This window comes from Streptomyces sp. SCSIO 75703 (assembly GCF_036607905.1).
GTDB lineage: Bacteria > Actinomycetota > Actinomycetes > Streptomycetales > Streptomycetaceae > Streptomyces.
Genome location: NZ_CP144555.1, coordinates 4,869,043 through 4,890,254, shown reverse-complemented (window position 1 = coordinate 4,890,254; position 21,212 = coordinate 4,869,043). Strand labels below are relative to the sequence as shown.

Sequence of the window (21,212 nt, the reverse complement as noted above, 5' to 3'; positions counted from 1 at the left end):
GGCTCAGCCTGCCGCCGGGCCGCCCACCGCGTCCAGGAACTCCCGCAGGATGCGCTCCCCGGCGGCCACCCCCCGCTCCGGCAGGGCGGTGACGGCCGGGGCGTGCCAGCCGGAGTCGGCGAGTTCGCCGTGGGCCGGGCGCCAGCCCCGGTCGGCGGCGAGCAGCAGGTCGGCGTCCAGGAGCGAGTCCCCGGCGGCGAGCACGGGCCCGGCGCCGGTGCGGCGGGCCACCTCGCGCACGGCGGCGCTCTTGGTGAGCGGCCGGGGGACGGCGTAGAGCTTGCGGCCCTGGAGGGAGACGCCCCAGCCGCGTTCCCCGGCCCAGGCGGCGAGTTCCTTCACCCACCCCTCGGGCAGCAGGTCGCGCTCGACGACCAGGTAGGCGAAGAGGTCGTCGGCGACCCGGTGCTTGCGCGTCCACGCCGGGTCGGCGGTGCGCGCGAGGTGGTCGCGGACCTCGGCGAGGGGCGCGCACTCGGCGGCGAGCCGTGCCCTCACGCGCGCGTGCCAGTCGGGGTCGGGGACGCCGTCGACCAGCAGGTGGCCGCCGTTGGCGCAGACCGCGTGGCGCGGCGGCGGGCCGGGCAGGCGGATGCGCCCGTACTGGGCGGGGGTGCGGGTGGTGGCCGGTACGAAGTGCGCGCGGCCGGCGAGTTCGGCGAGCAGCCCCGCGGCCGTCTCGGTCAGGTAGGACAGCGGCCGGCCCTCGTAGACCTCGACGCAGAGCAGCCGGGGCGCCCGCTCGTCGGGCACGGTCAGGCCGAGGGCGGCGGCGGAGTAGACGAGGGTGCGGTCGAGGTCGCTGGCGACGAGGACGGTCATCCGGCCGTCACCGCCGTGCCGTCGGCGCCGGTCGCGCCGCGCGTGTAGCGGGGGTGGACGAGGCCGACGCAGGTGTACGGCAGCCCGTCGACCTCCTCGACGGGGACGCCCCGCTGGGCGGCGAGCAGGCGCACGTGGTCCAGGTCGGCGCCCGCGCCGGTGCGGGCCAGCACCTTCCACGGCACCCGGCGCAGCATCACCCGGGTGGTCTCGCCGACGCCGGGCTTGACGAGGTTGACGTCGTGGATGCCGTACTCCTCGCTGATGCGCTCCACGGCCGCCCAGCCCGCCCAGGTGGGCGTCCGGTCGGCGGCGAGGAGGTCCTTGGCCCGGTCGAGGGCGGCGTCGGCGGCCTCCGGGAAGCGGGCCGAGACCGCGTCGAGGAAGTCCCGGGAGAGGTCGGCGCCGGCCAGGTCGCGGTAGAACTTGGCGCCGTGGAAGTCGTGCGGTCCGACCAGGTCGGCGCGGAGCACGGTGCGCGATATCAGCCCGGAGACGGTGGAGTTGAGGCACGCGGACGGGATGAGGAAGTCGTCGCGGGTGCCGTAGGTGCGTACGCAGGAGCCGGGGTCGGCCAGGACGGCGATCTCCGGGTCGAAGCCGGTGACGCCCTCGCGGGCCTCGAAGTCGCGCAGGGCGTCGGCGAGTTCGCGGGTGATGGCGCCCTTGCCGGTCCAGCCGTCGACGAAGACGACGTCGGCCGGGTCGTGGTGGGCGGCCAGCCAGCGCAGCGCGTTGGCGTCGATGCCGCGGCCCCGCACGATGGAGACCGCGTAGTGCGGGAGGTCCAGTCCGTGGCGGAAGCGGGCCCAGCGGCGCATGAGGATGCCGACCGGGGTCCCGGCGCGGGCCAGGGAGACCAGGACGGGCCGGGGGGAGCGCTCGGCGAGGACGAGTTCGGTGACGGCGCCGACGGCCCGTGCCAGCCGGTGCGCGGAGGTCTCCAGCGCCGAGTGGAACAGCTCCCGGTAGCGCGCGCTGGGCTGGTACTCGACGGGCAGCGACTCGGCGTAGTGCGCGCCGCCGCGCTGGATCGCCTCCTCGCGCTCCTCGGTGGGCGCCTCCAGGGTCACCTCCGAGAGGTCCTGGAGCAGCCAGCCGACCTCGTCGGGGTCGTACGAGGAGAAGGCGGGGCCGCGCAGGGGGTCGGGCAGCATCGGGGGCCTTTCGGGGACGTGCGGGGCTCGCGGGCGGTAGGACGGGACGACGGCGAGCAGGACGTGCGGGACGTGCGCGGCGAGCCGGTCCGCCAGACCGCCGGGGGCGTGCAGCGCGGGCGTGTCGGCGGCGGAGTCGACGACGGCGACGACGGTGTCGAAGCCGTTGCCGGCGACGTTGTAGGCGTAGCGCTCGCCGGGGCCGTCGGCGGGGTCGTCGTGGGCGGGGAAGACCAGGCGGGTGCGGATCGCGTACCCGGGGTCGTCGACGGCGAGGACGGGCGAGCGGGTGGTGGTGGAGAAGCGGACCTCGGCGCCGCCGGTGCGCTCCAGTTCGTGGGCGAGGCGCAGCGGGGCGTACATCAGCTCCTCGGAGCCGAGGACGAGGACGCGGCGGGCTCCGGCCGGCAGGGCTGCGGCGATCCGGGCGGCCATGGCGGGCAGGGCCGTCTCCAGCCGCGCGCGGTGCGCGGGCGTGAAGCCGTGCCGTCCGCCGTCGGGCAGTCCGGCGGGCCATCCCAGGTCGACGCGCCGGACGCCGCCCGGGGCGGCACCGGGACCGGCCCGCCCGGCGGGGCCGCCGCCGTCCGGCGTGTCGTCCGCGCGGCGGCCGACGGCCGGCGTGCCGACGGCCCCGCCGGGGGCGTCCCCCGTCCCCGGCGGGGGCTGCGCCGGGGACGCCGCCTCGTACCGGGCGACGAGTGCGCGGCCCCTCTCCAGGACGTCCGGCGGCAGCCGCACCGTGCCCGAGGCCGTCGCGACCAGGTCCACGCGGGCGCCGATGTCCCGGGCGAAGCCGTCCAGGCGCCCGGCGTCGGCGGGTGAGCGCATGTCGACCAGGGCGACGACGACGTACCGCTCGCGCGGGTAGCGGGCGTGCAGGGCGCGGACGGTGTTGAGGACCGTGTTGCCGGTGGAGAACTCGTCGTCGACGAGGACCAGCGGTCCCGTCCCGGCGAGCAGTTCCGGGTCCTCGGGCAGCAGCAGGTGGGAGGTGGCGTGGGAGTGGGACTCCTCGAAGCCGCCCGCCTGCCGGACGCCGGGCACCGGGCGCCGGGTGGAGTGCAGGTAGGAGGCGCCGCCCAGGCCGTCGGCGACCGAGTGGCCGAGCCCGGTGGCGGTCTCCGCGTAGCCGAGGACGACGCAGCGGGCGGCCTCCTCGGGGCCGAGCAGTCCGCGCACGCGCCGGCCGAGCGCGACGCCGTGGCCGTGGACGACCGAGGGGGACTGCGGGACGTGCTTGCCGAGCACGTGGGAGACGAGCAGGTGCGCCCGCTTGGGGTTGCGGCGCAGGGCGAGCCCCAGGAGCCCCGTCAGCGTGTCGTCGCCGTCGAGTTCCACGCCGAGCCGCCGCGCGACCCAGCTCCCGGACCAGACGCCGGGGCGGCCGTCCGCCGCCGTGCCCTGGATGTCGTTCACGCGTCCCCCGCGGTGCGGTCGGTTCCGTCGGTGAGTCCGGCGCCGAGGAGTTCCACGAAGCCGATGTCCTCGTTGGCCACCCCGAATGCCTCGGCGCGCAGCAGCGTCCGCTCGGCCCAGGCGCGGTGCGGCTTCACCTCGTTCATCTTGTTCGTGTACGCCGACCGCAGCACGCCCCCGCCGTCGCGCTCGGGGCGCAGGATGTCGCGGGCGTCGCAGTACTCCTCGTGGCTGACGACGGACAGCGCGTGCACGGGCAGGACGTGGGAGGGGTGGATGCAGGTCTTGCCGAGCAGTCCGTTGGCCTGGTCGAGGGAGATCTCCCGCAGCAGTCCGTCCATGGCGTGGTCGATCAGCCGCTGGCGCAGCGCGGCGGCCTTGACCTCCAGGAAGGGGCTCTGCCGCAACTGCGGCTTGAACATCCGCTCCTGGACCCGGAAGTACTCCCACACCGGCCCGGTGACGGTGAACCCGGTGCCGTCGGCGCGGCCGAGCACGTTGACCACGTCGGCGATGACGGAGGCGACGATCTGGATGTCGTAGGCGGTCATGTCGGAGGCGCGGCGCAGCCCGTAGGAGGAGCAGAAGTCGGTGACGCCGAGGCGCAGGGCGAGGACGCGGTCGCGGTACTTGTCGACGGCGCGGAAGATGCCCTCCAGGGTGGGGACGCGCGTCTCCTGGTAGAGCAGGTCGGGCGATTCCAGGACCGGCATGGCGAACAGCCGGCGTCCGCTCGCCGCCTCGGCGCCGGCGAGCGCCTCCAGGAAGGGCAGTCCGCGCTCGCCGGTGAACTTGGGCAGGACGAAGCCGGAGAGCAGGTGGGCCGCGGGGCCGAGGCGGGCGGTCAGGTCGGTTATCTGCCCGGGGGTGCGGACCCGTATGAAGAGCAGTGGCACCCGCGCGCCGGGCCGGGCGGCCAGGTCGGTGAGGTGGCGGACGAGGTTCTCCTCGCCGGCCGGCACGTCGGCGTCACCGATCGAGTCCTCCAGGCACAGCACCATCGACACCACCCCGTGGGCGGCCTGCTTGAGGACGTCGTCGGCGAGGTGCGGGCGGGTGGCCGGGCTGTAGAGGGTGGCGCCGAGGGCGGCGGAGAGCAGCCGGGCCGGGGAGTCGGCCGTGAAGGCACAGGGCTCCTGGTGGAAGAGGCGCCTGCGCACCTCAGGAGCGATGTGGCCGAAATGACGCATGTGTACTCCCCCGTGGTGACTGGGCCACCTGGAACTGTCCGAAGGTGACCGGTAATAGTACGTACGTGACCGTGTCGGCGGTTCCCGCCGCACAGGAAATCCAGGTGACCGGCCGTGGGACGGCGGGCGGCCCGGTGCGCGGGGACATGATCCGGCCACCGGCCCCGCGTTGTCGTGACCAGGACCGAGAGGGCAGGATGACGGCATGACGCACGCGATGCTGAAGGGGTCGAACGTCCCGCTGCAAGCCACCACGGTACGCGCCGTGCTGCGCTGGACCCCCGGGCAGGGGGTCCCGGACGTCGACGCCTCCGCGCTGCTGCTGGGCCACGACGACCGTGTGCGTTCCGACGAGGACTTCGTCTTCTACAACCAGCCGCGGCACCCCTCCGGGCAGGTCTGGCGGCTCGGCAAGAAGCGGGCCGGGGACGCGCTGACGGACACGGTCCAGACGGACCTGTCCGGGGTCGAGGGCTCGGTGGGCAGGATCCTGCTGGTCGCCTCGGCGGACGGTGTCGCCTTCGACCAGGTGCACGACCTGCGCATCCTGCTGTACGACGCGGTGGCCGGGGACGAGGAACCGCTGGCGTATTTCGACGTCCGGCCGGAGACCGGCCGGGAGACGGCGCTGATCTGCGGCGAGCTGTACCGGCGCGGGGAGGGCTGGAAGTTCCGGGCGCTCGGCGAGGGCTACTCGAACGGTCTGAAGGGCCTCGCGACCGACTTCGGCATCTCGGTGGACGAGTCGGAGGCGGCGCAGGACGCGTCCGACGCCGAGGACCCGGCGCCGCCCGCCCCGGCGCCGCCGGCCGCGCCGGTCCCCGAGGTCTCGCGCCCGCTGCCCCCGGAGCAGCCGCCGGGCGTGCCCGGGGTGCCCGCCCAGCCCGCCTACGGCTACCCGCAGCCGCCCGCGGCGACGGGGCCGGCCTACGGCTACCCGCAGCCCGCCGGGCGGCCCGGCTACGGCTACCCGCAAGCCCCGGCCGCCGCCCTGGCGCAGGCCGGCTACGGCTACCCGGCGCCGGTCGGGCCCGCCCCGGACCCCGACTTCCGCCTCCCCCCGCAGGGCCCCCAGTTCGTGGGCCGCTAGGGTCTTCGCCCGGGTCAGGCCGGACCTCGCGAGCCCGGCCTGAGCCGACGAGAGGCCCTGGGGCCGCCGCGGTGCCCCGTGCGCTCGCCTCCCCGACGCCGGCCGGGAGACGGGCCGGGGCGCGGGCGGGCCCGGACCCGCCGCTACGTCTTCGACTTGTAGCCGCGCCCCCAGTGGAGCCCCCAGCCGTAGAGCCGGTCCAGCTCGCCCTGGAAGCCGTAGACGAACTTCACCTCGCGGTGGACGAGGATCTCGTCCTTGACGTTCTCGATCAGCACCACGGCGCAGGAGCGGGCCTGCGGGTGCCGTTCGTCGAGGCCGATCTCGATGCGCGGCCCGTTGCTCGGGTAGAGCGTGACGATGGCGTGGGTGCGGTCGAAGGCGGGCGTCTGGTCGTAGATGTACACGAAGACCAGGAGCCGCTTGATGGCCTCGCGCTGGTCGAGGTTGATGTACATCGTCTCGCCGGAGGCCGAGCCGAACCGGTCGTCGCCGCTGATCTTCACGTACGGCGGGGCGTTGACGTCGCCGAGGTAGCCGCCGAGCGGCTGGACCACTCCCTTGGTGCCGTCCTGGAGTTCGTAGAGGCAGCCGAGGTCGAGGTCGACGTTGACCATGCTCTGGCTGTGCCCGACGACCGCCGGCGGCTTCAGCGCCTTGAACGGGTGGCGCAGCAGGCTCTCCCGCTGGACGCCCACGACGTCGGAGGTCCGCATCCGCCAGGACAGGTTGATGCGGAGGTTGCCGGTGGCCGCGCCCTGTTTGGTCAGGGAGATCTGGCTGTGCCGTTTGGTCAGTTCTATGGCGTTGGTCGCGGCGCTGCCCGAGTCGAACTCGCTCTCGCGGCCCCGCCACAGTCCGTCCAGGAAGCCCATTTTCGCCCCCACGTCCTCTCGACTCGTACCGGCATGCGGACGGGGCGGTCGCGGGGAGCACTCTCCCTGCGCCCGCCCCGTCACAAGCGTTCCCGCCCCCGGGGCCGGTTCACACCGGCGCGCGTGCGCTCCGGAGGCGGAACCGGCCAGGGGCCGGCGGACCCTCACACGCCCGAGGGAACCTCGGTCTTCTCGCCGTCGTCCGCTCGCTCGGTGGCGGCGAGGGCGCGGTTGCGGCGTACGGAGGACCAGAAGGACCAGCCGATGAGGACGACGCCGACCAGGCCGGTGATGATCTCGTTGATCTGGTACTGGATGGTGACCAGGAGGATCACGGCGAGGGCGCCGATCGCGTAGTGGGCGCCGTGCTCCAGGTAGACGTAGTCGTCCAGGGTGCCCTGGCGGACCAGGTAGACCGTGAGCGACCGCACGTACATCGCGCCGATGCCCAGGCCGAGCGCCATCAGGACGATGTCGTTGGTGATGGCGAAGGCGCCGATCACGCCGTCGAAGGAGAACGAGGCGTCCAGCACCTCCAGGTACAGGAACATGAAGAAGGCCGCCTTGCCGGCCAGGGCCATCGCCGAGCGCGGCCTGCCCGCGCGCTCGTCGGCCTCGTCGGCCTCCTCCTCCTCTTCGAGCTTGTCCTCGAAGTACCCGGAGAGCCCGCCGACGATCATGTAGGTGATCAGACCGGCCACCCCCGCGATCAGGACGGTCTCGGCCTTGTCGACCGTGGCCCCGCCGTGCTGGTGGGCGTGGGTGGCGAAGGTCATCGCCGAGACCAGCAGCACGACCAGCGCCACGCAGACCGACAGCATGTCGACCTTGCCCAGCCTGGCCAGCGGACGCTCCAGCCAGGACAGCCACTTGATGTCCCGGTCCTCGAAGACGAAGTCCAGGAAGATCATCAGCAGGAACATGCCGCCGAACGCCGCGATCGCCGGATGCGCGTCGGTCACCAGCTCCTGGTAGCGGTGCTTGTCGGTGAGGGCCAGTTCGACGGCCTCGATCGGCCCGAGCTGGGCACTGACCGCCACGATGACGACCGGGAAGACCAGCCGCATGCCGAAGACGGCGATCAGGATGCCCAGGGTGAGGAAGATCTTCTGCCAGAAGGCGTTCATCTTCTTCAGGATCCCGGCGTTGACCACCGCGTTGTCGAACGACAGCGAGATCTCCAGAACGGAGAGGATCGCCACGATCCCGAACGCGGTCCACCCCCCGTAGAAGACCGCCGCGACCAGGCCGAGCGCGGTGACCGCGAACGACCAGCCGAAGGTTTTCAGAATCACTGGCTACCCCATCGTGTGTGGGGGGTCCTTCCCAGACGGAGTCTGGGGGAGGCGCTCCCCTGCGCCGTACCCGGCTTTACGAAACGTTGACTCCGAAGTCTAGGGCGATCCCGCGCAGCCCGGACGCGTACCCCTGACCAACTGCACGGAATTTCCACTCACCCTGGTAGCGGTACAGCTCACCGAAGATCATGGCCGTTTCGCTGGAGGCGTCCTCGCTCAGGTCGTAGCGGGCCAGCTCCTGGCCGTCGGCCTGGTTGACGACCCGGATGAAGGCGTTGGCGACCTGGCCGAAGGTCTGGCCGCGCTCGTCGGCCAGGTGGATCGACACCGGGAAGACGATCTTGTCGGCGTGGGCCGGGACCCTGGAGAGGTCGACCAGGAGGGACTCGTCGTCGCCCTCGCCCTCACCGGTGAGGTTGTCGCCGGTGTGCTCGATGGAGCCGTCGGGGCTCGTGAGCTGGTTGTAGAAGACGAACCACTCGTCCCCGAGCACCCGGCCGCCGCTGCACACCAGCGCGCTGGCGTCGAGGTCGAAGGGTGCTCCGGTGGTGGAACGCGCGTCCCAGCCGAGGCCGACCAGCACCTGAGTGAGGTTCGGTGCGGCCTTCGACAGCGAGACGTTGCCCCCCTTGGCAAGAGTGACGCCCATGGTGATGGTCCCTCCCCGGGTGATGGTTCTTGGGTTACTTGCGCGTCCGGCGCCGCACGTAAACCGTGCGGCGCCGGACGATGAGGCCGTTCGCCTCGGGGTGTTCAGGCGTCCGGGACGTTCACACGTCTCAGACGTTCACGCCGAAGTCCTGCGCGATGCCGCGCAGGCCCGAGGCGTAGCCCTGGCCGATGGCGCGGAACTTCCACTCCGCGCCGTTGCGGTACAGCTCGCCGAAGACCATCGCGGTCTCCGTGGAGGCGTCCTCGCTCAGGTCGTAGCGGGCGATCTCGGCCTCGCCCGCCTGGTTCACGACGCGGATGAAGGCGTTGCGGACCTGGCCGAAGGACTGCTGGCGGTTCTCGGCGTCGTAGATCGAGACCGGGAAGACGATCTTCTCGATGTCGGCGGGGACGCCGGCCAGGTCGACCTTGATCTGCTCGTCGTCGCCCTCGCCCTCACCGGTGAGGTTGTCGCCGGTGTGCTCGACCGAGCCGTCGGGGCTCCTGAGGTTGTTGAAGAACACGAAGTGCTGGTCGCTGGCGACCTTGCCGGAACTGTTCAGCAGCAGCGCGCTGGCGTCGAGGTCGAAGCCGGTGCCGGTCGTGGTGCGGACATCCCACCCCAGACCGACGATGACCGCGGTCAGGCCGGGGGCCTCCTTGGTCAGCGATACGTTGCCGCCCTTGCTGAGGCTGACTCCCACGAGTCCTCCCTTGGTGTCCCGGGGCGTGAGCCCCGTCGTGCGTCGGATGTGTGTGTGGATGCCGGATCAACGAGTCGATCCTAGTGACGGGTTCCCGTCCGCCGCGGGCCGTGCGGCCCGGGAATCACAGGGTGTCGAGCGCCTTCACGTACTCGTCCAGGTCACGGGCGTCCGGCAGGCCGTTGACGACGGTCCAGCGGACGACGCCCTCCCGGTCGATGACGAAGGTGCCGCGGACGGCACAGCCCTTGTCCTCGTCGAAGACGCCGTAGGCGCGCGAGACGTTGCCGTGCGGCCAGAAGTCCGACAGCAACGGGTACTCCAGGCCCTCCTGCTCGCCGAAGACGCGCAGGGTGTGGATGGAGTCGTTGGACACGGCGAGCACCTGGGTGTCGCGGTCGGCGAAGCGGGGCAGGTTGTCGCGGATCTCGCACAGCTCGCCCGTGCAGACGCCCGTGAAGGCGAACGGGTAGAAGAGCAGCACGACGTTCGCGCGCCCGTGGAAGTCGGACAGCCGCACGGTGGCGCCGTGGTTGTCCTTCAGCTCGAAGTCGGGGGCCTTGTCGCCGACCTGGATCGCCATGGTCCTGTTCGTCCCTTCGGAGGGTGGTTCGCTGGGAAACACCCTACGCAGGGGCCGTCGCGGGACCGCGGACGGGCCGGACGGTGCCGGTCCGTCCACGGTCCGGGACGGTCGTACGGCTCAGCGCTTCGACTTGGCCGCCTTCGGCGTCGCCAGCCGGCTGCCGCTCCAGTCCTTGCCGACGCTGATGCTCTTGGACGCCGTCAGCCCTGCCGTCGTCGCGGCTTCCGAGATGTCACTGGGCTCGACGTATCCGGTCCGGCCGGTCTTCGGCGTCAGGAGCAGGATCGAGCCGCCTTCTTCGATGTACGTGGTGGCATCCACCAGCGCATCCGTCAGGTCGCCGTCGTCGTCACGGAACCACAGCACGACGGCGTCGGCCACGTCCTCGTAGTCCTCGTCCACCAGCTCGCCCTCGACGGCTCCTTCGATGGCCTCGCGGAGCTCCTGGTCGACATCGTCGTCGTAGCCGATCTCCTGGACCACCTGCTCGGGCTGGAACCCCAGCCTTACGGCAGGGTTCGTCCGCTCCTCCGCGTGGTCCGCGGTCGCGCTCACGGGTTGCCTCCTGATCATGTCTTGGTCGGGGCCCCCGGTCCGTCGGGACCGGAGGGATCTCGGCCACGCGCGTGCGCGTGGCTTGGCCGTAGTCCACACGGGCGGGACGGATCGCGCAAGTACCCGGCCGCCGGGACCGCCGAAACGGTGACGATCCGGGCGGTGTCGCCGCAACTCCCGCCTTGCCGTCCAGACCGAAGGTGACGTACACCACACCTATCTGCCCCGTTTGCGCATTTGGGAACCCTGCGGGGTACGACACTCGGACGACCGTGTCCCGATTCCCGTGAGGGAACCGGTTACCCCACGGTACAGATGACGTTTTCCCGCCTGCGGTGGACGATGGGAAACGGCGTACCCCGCACCCGTCGCACCGTGGCCCTCCGACAGTGAAGGAACAGCGTGGCTTCCGCAAACGATCGCAGTCCGATCATCATTGGCGGCCTGCCGAGTCAGGTTCCTGACTTCGACCCCGAGGAAACGCAGGAGTGGCTCGACTCCCTCGACGCCGCCGTCGACGAGCGCGGCCGGGAGCGGGCCCGCTACCTCATGCTGCGGCTGATCGAGCGGGCCCGCGAGAAGCGCGTGGCCGTGCCCGAGATGCGCAGCACGGACTACGTGAACACCATCGCGACCCGCGACGAGCCGTTCTTCCCCGGCAACGAGGAGATCGAGCGCAAGATCCTCAACGCCACCCGGTGGAACGCCGCGGTGATGGTGTCCCGGGCGCAGCGGCCCGGCATCGGCGTGGGCGGTCACATCGCCACCTTCGCCTCGTCGGCCTCGCTGTACGACGTGGGCTTCAACCACTTCTTCCGCGGCAAGGACCACGGGGACGGCGGCGACCAGGTCTTCTTCCAGGGGCACGCCTCGCCCGGCATCTACGCCCGCGCCTACCTCCTGGACCGGCTCGGCGAACGGCACCTGGACGGGTTCCGGCAGGAGAAGTCCAAGGCGCCGGACGGGCTGTCCTCGTACCCGCACCCGCGCTCCATGCCGGACTTCTGGGAGTTCCCCACGGTGTCGATGGGGCTCGGCCCGATCGGCGCGATCTACCAGGCGCGCATGAACCGGTACATGCAGGCGCGCGGCATCGCCGACACCTCCCGCTCGCACGTGTGGGCCTTCCTCGGCGACGGCGAGATGGACGAGCCCGAGTCGCTGGGCCAGCTCTCCATCGCCGCCCGCGAGGGCCTGGACAACCTGACCTTCGTGGTCAACTGCAACCTCCAGCGCCTGGACGGTCCGGTGCGCGGCAACGGGAAGATCATCCAGGAGCTGGAGTCGATCTTCCGGGGCGCCGGCTGGAACGTGATCAAGCTGGTGTGGGACCGTTCCTGGGACCCGCTGCTGGCCCAGGACCGCGACGGCGTGCTGGTCAACCGGATGAACACCACGCCGGACGGACAGTTCCAGACGTACGCCACGGAGTCCGGCGCGTACATCCGCGACCACTTCTTCGGCGACGACCACCGGCTGCGCGCGATGGTCGAGAACATGACCGACGACCAGATCCTGCACCTGGGCCGCGGCGGCCACGACCACCGCAAGATCTACGCGGCGTACAAGGCGGCCGTCGAGCACAAGGGGCAGCCCACGGTCATCCTGGCCAAGACGGTCAAGGGCTGGACGCTGGGCCCGAACTTCGAGGGCCGCAACGCCACCCACCAGATGAAGAAGCTCACGGTCGACGACCTCAAGGGCTTCCGCGACCGGCTGCACCTGCCGATCTCCGACCGGGAACTGGAGTCCGGCCCGCCGCCGTACTACCACCCGGGGCCGGACACCGAGGAGATGCAGTACATGCACGACCGGCGCCGCGGTCTGGGCGGGTACGTCCCGACCCGGCTGGTGCGGTCGAAGCCGCTCGCGCTGCCGGGCGACGCCACGTACGCGACGGTGAAGAAGGGTTCCGGCCAGCAGTCGATCGCCACCACCATGGCCTTCGTGCGCCTGCTGAAGGACCTCATGCGGGACAAGGAGATCGGCCGTCGGTTCGTGCTGATCGCGCCCGACGAGTACCGCACCTTCGGCATGGACTCGTTCTTCCCGAGTGCGAAGATCTACAACCCGCTGGGCCAGCAGTACGAGTCGGTCGACCGGGACCTGCTCCTCGCCTACAAGGAGGCGCCGAACGGGCAGATGCTGCACGACGGCATCTCGGAGGCGGGCTGCACGGCCTCGCTGATCGCGGCCGGCTCGGCCTACGCCACCCACGGCGAACCGCTGATCCCGGTCTACGTCTTCTACTCGATGTTCGGGTTCCAGCGCACCGGCGACCAGTTCTGGCAGATGGCCGACCAGCTCGCGCGCGGATTCGTGCTGGGCGCGACCGCCGGACGCACGACCCTGACCGGTGAGGGGCTCCAGCACGCGGACGGCCACTCGCAGTTGCTGGCCTCGACCAACCCGGCGTGCGTCGCGTACGACCCGGCGTACGCCTACGAGATCGCGCACATCGTCCAGGACGGCCTGCGCCGCATGTACGGCGGCGACGCGCGGCACCCGCACGGCGAGGACGTCTTCTACTACCTGACCGTCTACAACGAGCCGATCCAGCACCCGGCCGAGCCGGCGGACGTGGACGTGGAGGGCATCCTCAAGGGCGTCCACCGCATCGCCGCGGGCGGGGCCGGTGCCGTCCCGGCGCAGATCCTGGCGTCCGGTGTGGCGGTCCCGTGGGCGCTGGAGGCCCGGCGCATCCTCGCCGAGGAGTGGAACGTGCGCGCCGACGTCTGGTCGGCGACCTCCTGGAACGAGCTCCGGCGCGAGGCCGTGGCCTGCGAGGAGCACAACCTGCTGCACCCGGAGGAGGAACAGCGGGTGCCGTGGGTGACGCGGAGGCTGGCCGGGGCCGAGGGCCCCTTCGTGGCGGTGTCCGACTGGATGCGGTCGGTGCCGGACCAGATCGCGCGGTGGGTGCCGGGGACGTACCAGTCGCTGGGCGCCGACGGCTTCGGCTTCGCGGACACCCGCGGGGCGGCGCGGCGCTTCTTCCACATCGACGCCCAGTCGATCGTGGTGGCGGTGCTGACGGAGCTGGCCCGCGAGGGCAAGGTCGACCGGTCGGCGCTGAAGCAGGCGGTGGACCGGTACCGGCTGCTGGACGTCACGGCGGCCGACCCGGGGGTCGCGGGCGGCGACGCCTAGGGTCTTTCGTTGGGATCAGGCCGGCCCCCGCGAGCCCGGCGTGATCCACACGAGAGGCCCAGGACGCCTCGGCACGGGCCCGGTCGCCGGGCCCCGGACCGGCTCCGGCCGGGGGCGCCCGCCCGCCGCGGGACACCCCCGGCCGCTTCCGTGTCCCGTGGGGCGGGCCGCGGGCCCACGGCCGGGCTCCGTGGCCGCGGAGAGGTCCGACGGCTGCGGGCGCCGCGCGGTCCGGCCCGTTCCATGGCCCCGTGCGGTCAGGTGAGCGGGGGTTCCCGCGCGATCGGTGCCGCAGCGCGCCCTCGTCGAGCCCCGCGGGCCCCGCGTCGTGCCGGGCCCGGCCGGACTCACCCTCCGGGTACCCCGTACCGGACGCGGCATCCCGGGGCGGGCCGGCCGCGCGCTGCCCCCCTCCGGCAGCGCGCGCCGCGGCCTCCGCTCCCCCATGCCCTGCGGAGGGCTTGACCCACTGTCACCTGCCGGGGCCCCGAAGGCGAGGTTTCCGGCCCCCTGTCACCCTGATAGGCGAACGGGCCGGGACGCCCGGCCGGTCACGGGCGGACGCCCGGACACCCGGACGGGGCGGGGCGCCCGAGCGCCCCGCCCCGCACACCGGGAACGGTCCGGACCGCGGCTCAGATGTGCCCCATGCCCGCACCGGCCTCCGCGTTCGCCCCGCGCTTGGTCAGCAGCGCGATCAGCACGGCGAAGGCCGCGACGCCCGCCGCGGTCAGCGAGGCCACGCTCATGCCCGAGATGAAGGTGTCGTGCGCCACCTTCGTGATCAGTCCGGCGACCGGCTCCGGGGTGCCCTCGGGCACCGGCGCCACCCCGACCCGGACCGCCTCGGAGGCCGGGCCGAGCTGTTCCGGGGTGAGCTTCGGCAGCCCGGCGGACGTCCAGTTGCCGGCCAGGTCGCGGTCGACCTTGGAGGCCATCACGGCACCCAGCACGGCCGTGCCGAGGCTGCCGCCGATCTGCATCGCCGCCTGCTGGAGCCCGCCGGCCACGCCGGACAGCTCCAGCGGCGCGTTGCCCACGATGACCTCGGTGGCGCCGACCATGACCGGCGCCAGGCCGAGGCCGAGGACGGCGAACCAGAGCGACATGACGCCGCTGCCGGTGTCCTTCTCCAGCGTGGACATGCCGTACATGGCGAGCGCGGTGAGCGCCATGCCGCCGGCGAGCGGGACGCGCGGGCCGACCTTGGTGATCATCAGGCCCGCGAGCGGGGAGCCGACGATCATCATGCCGGTCAGCGGCAGCAGGTGCAGGCCCGCGTCGACCGGGCTCATGCCGTGCACGTTCTGCAGGTAGAAGGTGACGAAGAACAGGCCGCCCATGAAGGCGATGGCCATGAGCACCATCAGGACCACGCCCGCCGACAGCGGCACCGAGCGGAACATGGCGAGCGGGATCAGCGGCTCGCGGACCTTGCTCTCCCACAGCGCGAAGAGGCCGAAGCCCACCAGGGACGCCACGATGAACGCCCAGGTCTTGCCGTCGCCCCAGCCCCACGCCGGGGCCTTGATGAGCGCCCAGACCAGGCAGAACATCGACGCCGACAGCAGTGCGATGCCGGGCAGGTCGAAGGAGCGCGGGGCGTTCTCGGCGCGGTGGTCGAGCAGGATGAGGACGCCGAGGACGACGGCGAGGACGCCCACCGGCACGTTGATGAAGAACACCGACTGCCAGTTGACGTGCTCGACCAGGACGCCGCCGAGGATCGGGCCGCCCGCGGTGGAGGCGCCGATGACCATGCCCCAGATGCCGATGGCCATGTTCAGCTTCTCGGCGGGGAAGGTGGCACGCAGCAGGCCGAGCGCGGCCGGCATCAGCAGCGCGCCGAAGACGCCCTGGAGCACCCGGAAGACGACCACCAGCGGGATCGTGTGGGACAGGCCGATGGCGCCCGAGGCGGCGGCGAAACCGACCACGCCGATCAGGAAGGTCTGGCGGTGCCCGAAGCGGTCGCCGAGCTTGCCCGCGGTGATCAGGGAGACCGCGAGGGCGAGGAAGTAGGAGTTGGTGATCCACTGCACGTCGGAGAAGCTGGCGTGCAGGTCCTTGGCGATCGCCGGGTTGGCGATGGCCACGATGGTGCCGTCCAGGGCCACCATCATGACCCCGACGGCGACGGTGATGAGTGTGAACCACGGGTGCCCGCGCAGGCCGGCTGCCGGTGCGGGGCCCGACGGGTCTGATGGTGCGTCCCCCGGACCCGTCGTCTCGATGGTGGTCTGACTAGTCATACCTTCGAGGCTAGTGACAGTCGCTGACAGTTGACAAACCATTTCACTAGTCGGTAACTGACAGGACATCCCCGCGACCGCGGCCCACCCCGCGGACCACGGCCGCGACCAGCACGACGACCCACAACAGACAACCGACAACCGACAACGACGCCGCCGGACGGCGGAGCAGACGGCGACCGGCGGCGGACGGCGGCGGACAGCCACCGGCAGCGACCGGCGACCGGCGGAGGGCGGCGACCGATGCCCCGCCCGCGCCGGCGGCGAGAGGCAAGGAGCGGATCTTGGGACGGGCGGACACCACCACGCCGGCGAACGGCGTGCCGTCACCCCCGCGGCCCGGACTGCGCGAGCGCAAGAAGCGGCGCACCCGGGACGCGCTGCTGCGCGCGGCCCTCCGCCTGTTCGCCGAGCAGGGCTACGAGCGGACCACCGTCGACGACATCGCCGAGGCCGCGGACGTCTCCCAGCGCACCTTCTTCCGCTACTTCGGCGGCAAGGAGGAGGCCGCGTTCTTCGTCTCCCGGATGGCGGAGGGGCACTTCGTCGAGGCGGTGCGGCGCCGCCCGCCCGGCGAGGCGCCGCTGGACGCGCTCCGCCTCGCGCTCTGCGAGAGCTGGGACGCCATCGGCGACTCCATCGGGCAACTGGTCCCGCTCGACCTGCACATGCGCTTCTACCGGGTGATCGAGTCGACGCCGGCGCTGCTCGCCGCGCACCTGCGGCGCGCGAACGAGCTGGAGGAGGAACTGGCCCGGGTGATCGCCGGGCGGGAGGGGCTGGACGTCGACACGGACCCGCGCCCCCGGGTGGTCGTGGCCGTCTTCGGCGCGGTGATGCGGGTGACGGAGCGGATCTGGTCGGCCGGGGACGACGCCGGCCTCCCGGCCCTGCGGGACCTGACCGCCGCCTACCTCGACCAGGTGGAACCGGCCCTCTCCGGGCCGTGGCGCACGGATGCCGACACGCCGGGCACTGGCCGCGGAACCCCGTAGAAACCCCGTATCACGCGACTGAAACGTGATCCGTGTCACTGGATTCACGCGAGACCCTCCCGTTCTCCTAGTGTGTCCTCCCAGTGACTTCCTTCGACGCCTCCCCCCATCCGCACGTCTGGCGCGCGGTGCTCGCCCTGGCCGTGGTGTTCGTGATGCTGGCGACCACCGGCTGGACCGCCCTGCGCGACCACCGGGGGCCGACGGACCTCGAGGCCTCGGTGGCGGCCTGGGAGCACGGCCGGATCGACGGGCACCGACTGCCCCGCGCCACCTCGGCCCCGGCCCGGCTGGCCCGCTTCTTCGCCTCGCTCACCGAGGCCCAGCGCACGCGCCTGGCCCACCGCTACCCCCTCGCCGTCGGCAACATGAACGGCGCCCCCGTCACCCTGCGCTACCAGGCCAACCGGCTCGCGCTGGACGCGGCCCGCGCGGTCGAGCTGCGGCGCACGCACGACCACCGCCTCTCCCCCGCCGGCCAGCAGGAGGCGGGCCGGCGCGTGCACCGCTACGCCTCCCTGCTCGGCGCCGACCGCCACATCCTCGCCTTCGACCCCGCCGGACCGGGCCGGGTCGCCGAGGTCCTCGGGGACCTCGACCACGCCGAACGCGTCTCCGTCGTCGTCCCCGGCGTCGACACCGCCCTGCTCACCTTCCAGCGCACCGGCCGCAAGTACACGGCACCGGCCGGCATGGCCGAGGCGCTGTACGCGGCGGAGCGCGCGGCGAGCCCCGGCACCCGCACCGCCGTGATCGCCTGGGCCGACTACACCACTCCGAACGGCGTCGGCATGGAGGCGGCCACCGCGGCCCGCGCCGAACGCGGCGCCGTCCGCCTCGACGCGCTGGTCCGCGCCCTGCCGGGCCGGAGCGCCGTCTCCCTGTTCTGCCACAGCTACGGCTCGGTGGTGTGCGGGCTGGCCGCCCGCGGACTGCCCGCCCGGGTGACCGACATCGCGGTGGCCGGCAGTCCGGGCATGCGCGCGGCGAACGTCTCCCGCCTGCGCACCTCCGCCCGGGTCTGGGCGATGCGGGACGCCGACGACTGGATCGGCGAGGTGCCCTACCTGGAACTCGGCGGCCTGGGGCACGGCGCCGACCCGATGTCCGCCGCCTTCGGCGCGCGGACCGTGTCGGCAGGGGGCGCCAAGGGGCACGGCGGCTACTTCGTGCCGGGCACGGAGAGCCTGCGCAACCTCGCCGGGATCGGTGTTGGCGCATACCGCGCCGTGGCCTGCGCCGAGGCCGGTGACACGTGCCGCGAGGACATGTCCGGGACAGCCGCCTGACGCGCGTAGAGGGGTGGAAACTCCGTTTTGCACAGGGAGGGGACGGAGGCGCTCGTGCCGCATACGATGAGCCGCATGGGTGACGTACTGGCCGGATTTCACGCCGCCTGGGAGTTCGGGTCCGACTCCGTGCTCATCCGCTACGAACGGGGGATGCGCACACCCAGACTCTTCCAGGCCCTGGGGGAACGCCGTGTGCCCCTGGAGGCGATCGCCGGGGTGGCGCTGACGCCCGGCAGACGCGGCACCGTGGTACTGCGCGCCGAACCGCGGCCCGGCGCCGACCCGCTGATGGAGGCCGCCGCGGGACAGCTCAAGGAGGGCTACGACCCGTACCGGCTGGTGCTGCCCGCCGACCGGGAGGACGACGCCGAGCGCTTCGCCGGCGAGCTGCGCGCCCGCGTCGCCGGGCCGGAGCCGGCCGAGCGGTACCTGGTCGCGGCGCCCGAGGGGCCCCGGCGGTTCAAGGCGTACGACGGGAAGGCGTCCTTCGACGGCACGTCGGTGCGGTTCCGCTGGTCCTGGACGGGCGCCTCGTCGGCGAAGTGGAAGGCCGGCGACCAGAGCTTCCCGGTCGCCGGCCTCGGCGGGGTGGAGTGGCGCTCCCCCGAGGCGCTGGAGGGTCATCTGCGGCTGCTGCCCCGGGACGGGGAGCCGGCCGACCCGCGGGCCGACCAGGACCCGGCGGCCGTCGTCTTCGCGCTCGGGTACGGGCCGGTGCACGAGTCGCTGCCCTTCGCGGCGGCGGTGCTGGCCGCGGTCCGGGAGCGGGGCGCGGCGGCGCCGGCACCCGTCGTGGTGCCGGCGCCGCGGCGCGACCCCTCGGACATCGCGGAGCGCATCCGCCACCTCGGGGAGCTGCACCGGGCGGGGCTGGTGACGGACGAGGAGTTCTCCTCGAAGAAGGCGCAGTTGCTGGCGGAGCTGTAGGCGGCGCCGGGCGGCGCGTCAGGTCGCCTCCCGGTCCCGGACGCGTTCCAGGTCCCCGTAGAAGTCGATCTTCAGGTCGAGCACGGCGAGGGTCTCCCGGAGTTCCGCGATCCGCTTGAGCACGTCCCCCCGGGTGGACTCCAGGAGTTCGCGCCGCTGCCCGTAGGTGCTCTCCCCGGCGCGGACCAGCTCCGCGTAGCGGACCATGTCCGCGACCGGCATGCCGGTCAGGCGCAGCTTGCCGACGAGGTCGAGCCAGTCGAGGTCGGCATTGGTGTAGCGCCGCTGCCCGGTGTGCGAGCGGTCGATGTGGGACATCAGCCCGATCCGCTCGTACCAGCGCAGGGTGTGGGCCGACAGGCCGGTCAGCGCGGCGACCTCGCTGATGGTGTAGCGGTCCTGTCCGTCGGGGCGCGGGGGGCGCGGCGGCCCGGCGGAGCGGCGATCTGTTCTGGTGGCGTTGGGCCGGGTTCCGGCCGCGGTCTGCATCACCGTCATGGACCCACGCTAGGACGTTGGAGTGCGCTCCAGGCAAGCGGCTCGGTCGGAAACCGTCCCCGGCGGCAGGCGGGACGGCCGGGTCCGGGCTCGGTGGCGTGCGGGGCACGGGTCCCGTACACCGTGCGGTGCCGGGGTGCGCGGCGGCGGTGCCGCGCCTTCCTCCGGCGACGGGCGACGCCCTCGGTTTCCCCCGGGACCCCGACCCCTCGACACGGCGGTGTCCGCGGGCCGCCTAGGCTCGGTGCCATGTCGCTGAAGAGCCTCGCCCTGATCGAGAACTGGCCGGTTCCCACCGCCGCGGCGGGTGCCGTCCGCGCCGACGGCACCGTCCTGGGCACCCACGGCCCGGCGGGGCGGCGTTTCCCGCTCGCCTCGGTCACCAAGCCGCTCGCGGCCTACGCCGCGCTCGTCGCCTACGAGGAGGGCGCCGTCGAGCTGGACGAGCCGGCCGGTCCGCCCGGGTCGACCGTCCGCCACCTGCTCGCCCACACCTCCGGCCTGGCCTTCGACGAGCACCGCGCGAGCTTCGCCCCCGGGGAGCGCCGGCTGTACTCCAACGCGGGTTTCGAGCGGCTCGGGGAGCACATCGCGCGGGCCGCCGAGATGCCGTTCGCCGAGTACGCCCGCCAGGCGGTGCTGGAGCCGCTCGGCATGACCTCGACCTCGCTGGACGGCTCCCCCGCGAAGGACGGCGTCTCCACGGTGGAGGACCTGCTGCGCTTCGCCGCCGAGGTGCAGGCGCCGCGCCTGCTGGACCCGCGCACCGTCGCGGAGGCGATGACCGTGCAGTACCCGGGCACCAAGGGCGTGCTGCCGGGCTACGGCCACCAGAACCCCAACGACTGGGGCCTCGGCTTCGAGATCCGCGACGGCAAGTCCCCGCACTGGACGGGCGCCTCGTCCTCGCCCCGCACCTTCGGCCACTTCGGCCAGTCCGGCACGTTCCTGTGGATCGACCCGGACGCGGGCCTGGCCTGCGCGTCCCTGACCGACCGCCCCTTCGGCCCGTGGGCCGTCGAGGCGTGGCCCCCCTTCACCGACGCGGTCCTGGCCGAGGCGCGGGGCTGAGGGTCACCGCACGGTCATCGCCCAGGCCAGCAGTTCCGCGGGCGCCGTCGCCGTCGCCCGCGGGGACCCGGCGTCCACGAGGCGGGCCGCGTCGCCGGGCCCGAGCGTCCCGCCGGCCAGGCGCACGGTGCCGCGCACGACGTGGACGTAGAGGTACGGGGCGGCCGGCAGGTCCGTGTGCCCGCCCGGTGCCAGGCGGCGGACGTGGAGGACGGCCCCCGCCTCCGGCACCGGGAAGGGGACGGTGTCGGGCAGGGCGCGGACGGTCTCGTAGGCCGGGGTGCCGCCGGACTCGCGCGGGGCGAGCCACATCTGGACGAAGGTCAGGGGCGCCGTCCCGTCGTTGCGTTCCACGTGCCGCACACCGGAGGCGGCGCTCAGCCGCTGCACGTCCCCGGGGCGCACCACGGTCTTGCGGCCGGTGCTGTCCCGGTGGGTCAGCTCGCCCTCGACCACCCACGTGACGATCTCGGTGTGGCTGTGCGGGTGTTCGTCGAAGCCCGCGCCGGGCGCGAGGCGCTCCTCGTTGCACGCGATCAGTGACCCGAAGCGGAGGTTGTCCGGGTCGTAGTGGGGGCCGAAGGAGAAGGCGTGCCGCGTCTCGATGCCGGCCGCCGGCTCGCCCCCGGGGTAGCGCTCGTCGGCGCGCCGTATGTCCGTCACGGGTCCCACCGTAGACC

At 72.9% G+C, this 21,212-nt stretch carries 18 protein-coding genes; 6 read left to right on the top strand and 12 right to left on the bottom strand.

Translation table 11 applies throughout. The features are described 5' to 3' along the window. Positions 1-3: 3 nt before the first annotated feature. The 3 genes from VM636_RS21440 to VM636_RS21430 are packed head-to-tail and all read right to left on the bottom strand — an operon-like array spanning position 4 to position 4,588. The gene (locus VM636_RS21440; protein WP_030423310.1) at positions 4-822 is read right to left on the bottom strand and encodes a hypothetical protein; all 819 of its coding nucleotides are present in this window, start codon (positions 820-822) and stop codon (positions 4-6) included. Further along, complete coding sequence (locus VM636_RS21435; RefSeq protein WP_030423309.1) at positions 819-3,398, bottom strand: phosphoribosyltransferase; 2,580 nt, start codon at positions 3,396-3,398, stop codon at positions 819-821. Before VM636_RS21435 ends, VM636_RS21440 begins: the two co-directional genes overlap by 4 nt. After that, complete coding sequence (locus VM636_RS21430) at positions 3,395-4,588, bottom strand: HpcH/HpaI aldolase/citrate lyase family protein (protein WP_030423308.1); 1,194 nt, start codon at positions 4,586-4,588, stop codon at positions 3,395-3,397. Before VM636_RS21430 ends, VM636_RS21435 begins: the two co-directional genes overlap by 4 nt. Before the next feature lie 205 nt (positions 4,589-4,793). On the opposite strand from VM636_RS21430, the gene VM636_RS21425 reads away from it, so the two are divergent. Beyond that, positions 4,794-5,678, top strand: coding sequence for a TerD family protein (locus tag VM636_RS21425; protein ID WP_030423307.1), 885 nt, complete (start codon positions 4,794-4,796; stop codon positions 5,676-5,678). A 143-nt stretch (positions 5,679-5,821) separates the two neighbouring features. Here VM636_RS21425 and VM636_RS21420 read toward each other — a convergent pair whose 3' ends face one another. From VM636_RS21420 to VM636_RS21395, 6 genes are all read right to left on the bottom strand, one after another. Continuing rightward, positions 5,822-6,553, bottom strand: a complete 732-nt coding sequence (locus VM636_RS21420) for a Tellurium resistance (RefSeq protein ID WP_030423306.1) — start codon at positions 6,551-6,553, stop codon at positions 5,822-5,824. Between the two features lie 164 nt (positions 6,554-6,717). Next, a complete protein-coding gene (locus tag VM636_RS21415; RefSeq protein ID WP_053912530.1) occupies positions 6,718-7,848 on the bottom strand; it encodes a DUF475 domain-containing protein in 1,131 nt (376 codons plus the stop codon). Between the two features lie 76 nt (positions 7,849-7,924). Continuing rightward, complete coding sequence (locus tag VM636_RS21410; protein WP_030419683.1) at positions 7,925-8,500, bottom strand: TerD family protein; 576 nt, start codon at positions 8,498-8,500, stop codon at positions 7,925-7,927. Between the two features lie 130 nt (positions 8,501-8,630). Beyond that, entirely contained in the window at positions 8,631-9,206 is a 576-nt protein-coding gene (locus VM636_RS21405; RefSeq protein WP_030419684.1) for a calcium homeostasis/redox stress adaptation protein, read from the bottom strand. 124 nt (positions 9,207-9,330) lie between these two features. Then, positions 9,331-9,789, bottom strand: a complete 459-nt coding sequence (locus VM636_RS21400) for a peroxiredoxin (RefSeq protein WP_030419685.1) — start codon at positions 9,787-9,789, stop codon at positions 9,331-9,333. 120 nt (positions 9,790-9,909) lie between these two features. Continuing rightward, positions 9,910-10,347 carry a DUF3052 domain-containing protein gene (locus VM636_RS21395; protein ID WP_030419686.1) on the bottom strand — a complete coding sequence of 146 codons (438 nt, stop codon included), beginning with the start codon at positions 10,345-10,347 and terminating at the stop codon, positions 9,910-9,912. Between the two features lie 402 nt (positions 10,348-10,749). Here VM636_RS21395 and aceE point away from each other — a divergent pair, with 402 nt between their 5' ends. After that, entirely contained in the window at positions 10,750-13,497 is a 2,748-nt protein-coding gene (gene aceE, locus VM636_RS21390; RefSeq protein WP_030419687.1) for a pyruvate dehydrogenase (acetyl-transferring), homodimeric type, read from the top strand. Between the two features lie 635 nt (positions 13,498-14,132). On the opposite strand, the gene VM636_RS21385 is transcribed toward aceE, so the two are convergent. Beyond that, positions 14,133-15,749 (bottom strand): MFS transporter, encoded by a 1,617-nt coding sequence (locus VM636_RS21385; RefSeq protein WP_030419688.1) that lies wholly within the window; start codon positions 15,747-15,749, stop codon positions 14,133-14,135. Positions 15,750-16,033: 284 nt separating this feature from the next. Here VM636_RS21385 and VM636_RS21380 point away from each other — a divergent pair, with 284 nt between their 5' ends. The 3 genes from VM636_RS21380 to VM636_RS21370 all read left to right on the top strand — a co-directional run bounded on the left by VM636_RS21380 (position 16,034) and on the right by VM636_RS21370 (position 18,963). Continuing rightward, positions 16,034-16,744 (top strand): TetR family transcriptional regulator, encoded by a 711-nt coding sequence (locus VM636_RS21380; RefSeq protein WP_037857930.1) that lies wholly within the window; start codon positions 16,034-16,036, stop codon positions 16,742-16,744. An 83-nt stretch (positions 16,745-16,827) separates the two neighbouring features. Next, positions 16,828-18,033 (top strand): alpha/beta hydrolase, encoded by a 1,206-nt coding sequence (locus tag VM636_RS21375; RefSeq protein WP_030419690.1) that lies wholly within the window; start codon positions 16,828-16,830, stop codon positions 18,031-18,033. A 75-nt stretch (positions 18,034-18,108) separates the two neighbouring features. Continuing rightward, positions 18,109-18,963, top strand: a complete 855-nt coding sequence (locus VM636_RS21370; protein WP_030419691.1) for a DUF4429 domain-containing protein — start codon at positions 18,109-18,111, stop codon at positions 18,961-18,963. 18 nt (positions 18,964-18,981) lie between these two features. Here the strand turns inward: VM636_RS21370 and VM636_RS21365 are convergent, their stop codons facing one another. Next, on the bottom strand, positions 18,982-19,461 hold the full coding sequence (locus VM636_RS21365) for a MerR family transcriptional regulator (RefSeq protein ID WP_030419692.1): 480 nt from the start codon (positions 19,459-19,461) through the stop codon (positions 18,982-18,984). A gap of 249 nt (positions 19,462-19,710) precedes the next feature. Between VM636_RS21365 and VM636_RS21360 the strand changes: the two genes are divergently transcribed. Next, entirely contained in the window at positions 19,711-20,532 is an 822-nt protein-coding gene (locus VM636_RS21360; RefSeq protein ID WP_030419693.1) for a serine hydrolase domain-containing protein, read from the top strand. A gap of 3 nt (positions 20,533-20,535) precedes the next feature. Here VM636_RS21360 and VM636_RS21355 read toward each other — a convergent pair whose 3' ends face one another. Continuing rightward, the gene (locus VM636_RS21355) at positions 20,536-21,195 is read right to left on the bottom strand and encodes a pirin family protein (protein ID WP_338485362.1); all 660 of its coding nucleotides are present in this window, start codon (positions 21,193-21,195) and stop codon (positions 20,536-20,538) included. Positions 21,196-21,212 lie beyond the last annotated feature (17 nt).

Bases quoted from the DNA above. Each gene is read 5' to 3' on its own strand.
- VM636_RS21410 (WP_030419683.1), bottom strand. From the start codon at position 8,500: ATGGGCGTCACTCTTGCCAAGGGGGGCAACGTCTCGCTGTCGAAGGCC.
- VM636_RS21430 (WP_030423308.1), bottom strand. From the start codon at position 4,588: ATGCGTCATTTCGGCCACATCGCTCCTGAGGTGCGCAGGCGCCTCTTC.
- VM636_RS21370 (WP_030419691.1), top strand. From the start codon at position 18,109: ATGGGTGACGTACTGGCCGGATTTCACGCCGCCTGGGAGTTCGGGTCC.
- VM636_RS21425 (WP_030423307.1), top strand. From the start codon at position 4,794: ATGACGCACGCGATGCTGAAGGGGTCGAACGTCCCGCTGCAAGCCACC.
- VM636_RS21440 (WP_030423310.1), bottom strand. From the start codon at position 822: ATGACCGTCCTCGTCGCCAGCGACCTCGACCGCACCCTCGTCTACTCC.
- VM636_RS21400 (WP_030419685.1), bottom strand. From the start codon at position 9,789: ATGGCGATCCAGGTCGGCGACAAGGCCCCCGACTTCGAGCTGAAGGAC.
- VM636_RS21420 (WP_030423306.1), bottom strand. From the start codon at position 6,553: ATGGGCTTCCTGGACGGACTGTGGCGGGGCCGCGAGAGCGAGTTCGAC.
- VM636_RS21385 (WP_030419688.1), bottom strand. From the start codon at position 15,749: ATGACTAGTCAGACCACCATCGAGACGACGGGTCCGGGGGACGCACCA.
- VM636_RS21365 (WP_030419692.1), bottom strand. From the start codon at position 19,461: ATGACGGTGATGCAGACCGCGGCCGGAACCCGGCCCAACGCCACCAGA.
- VM636_RS21360 (WP_030419693.1), top strand. From the start codon at position 19,711: ATGTCGCTGAAGAGCCTCGCCCTGATCGAGAACTGGCCGGTTCCCACC.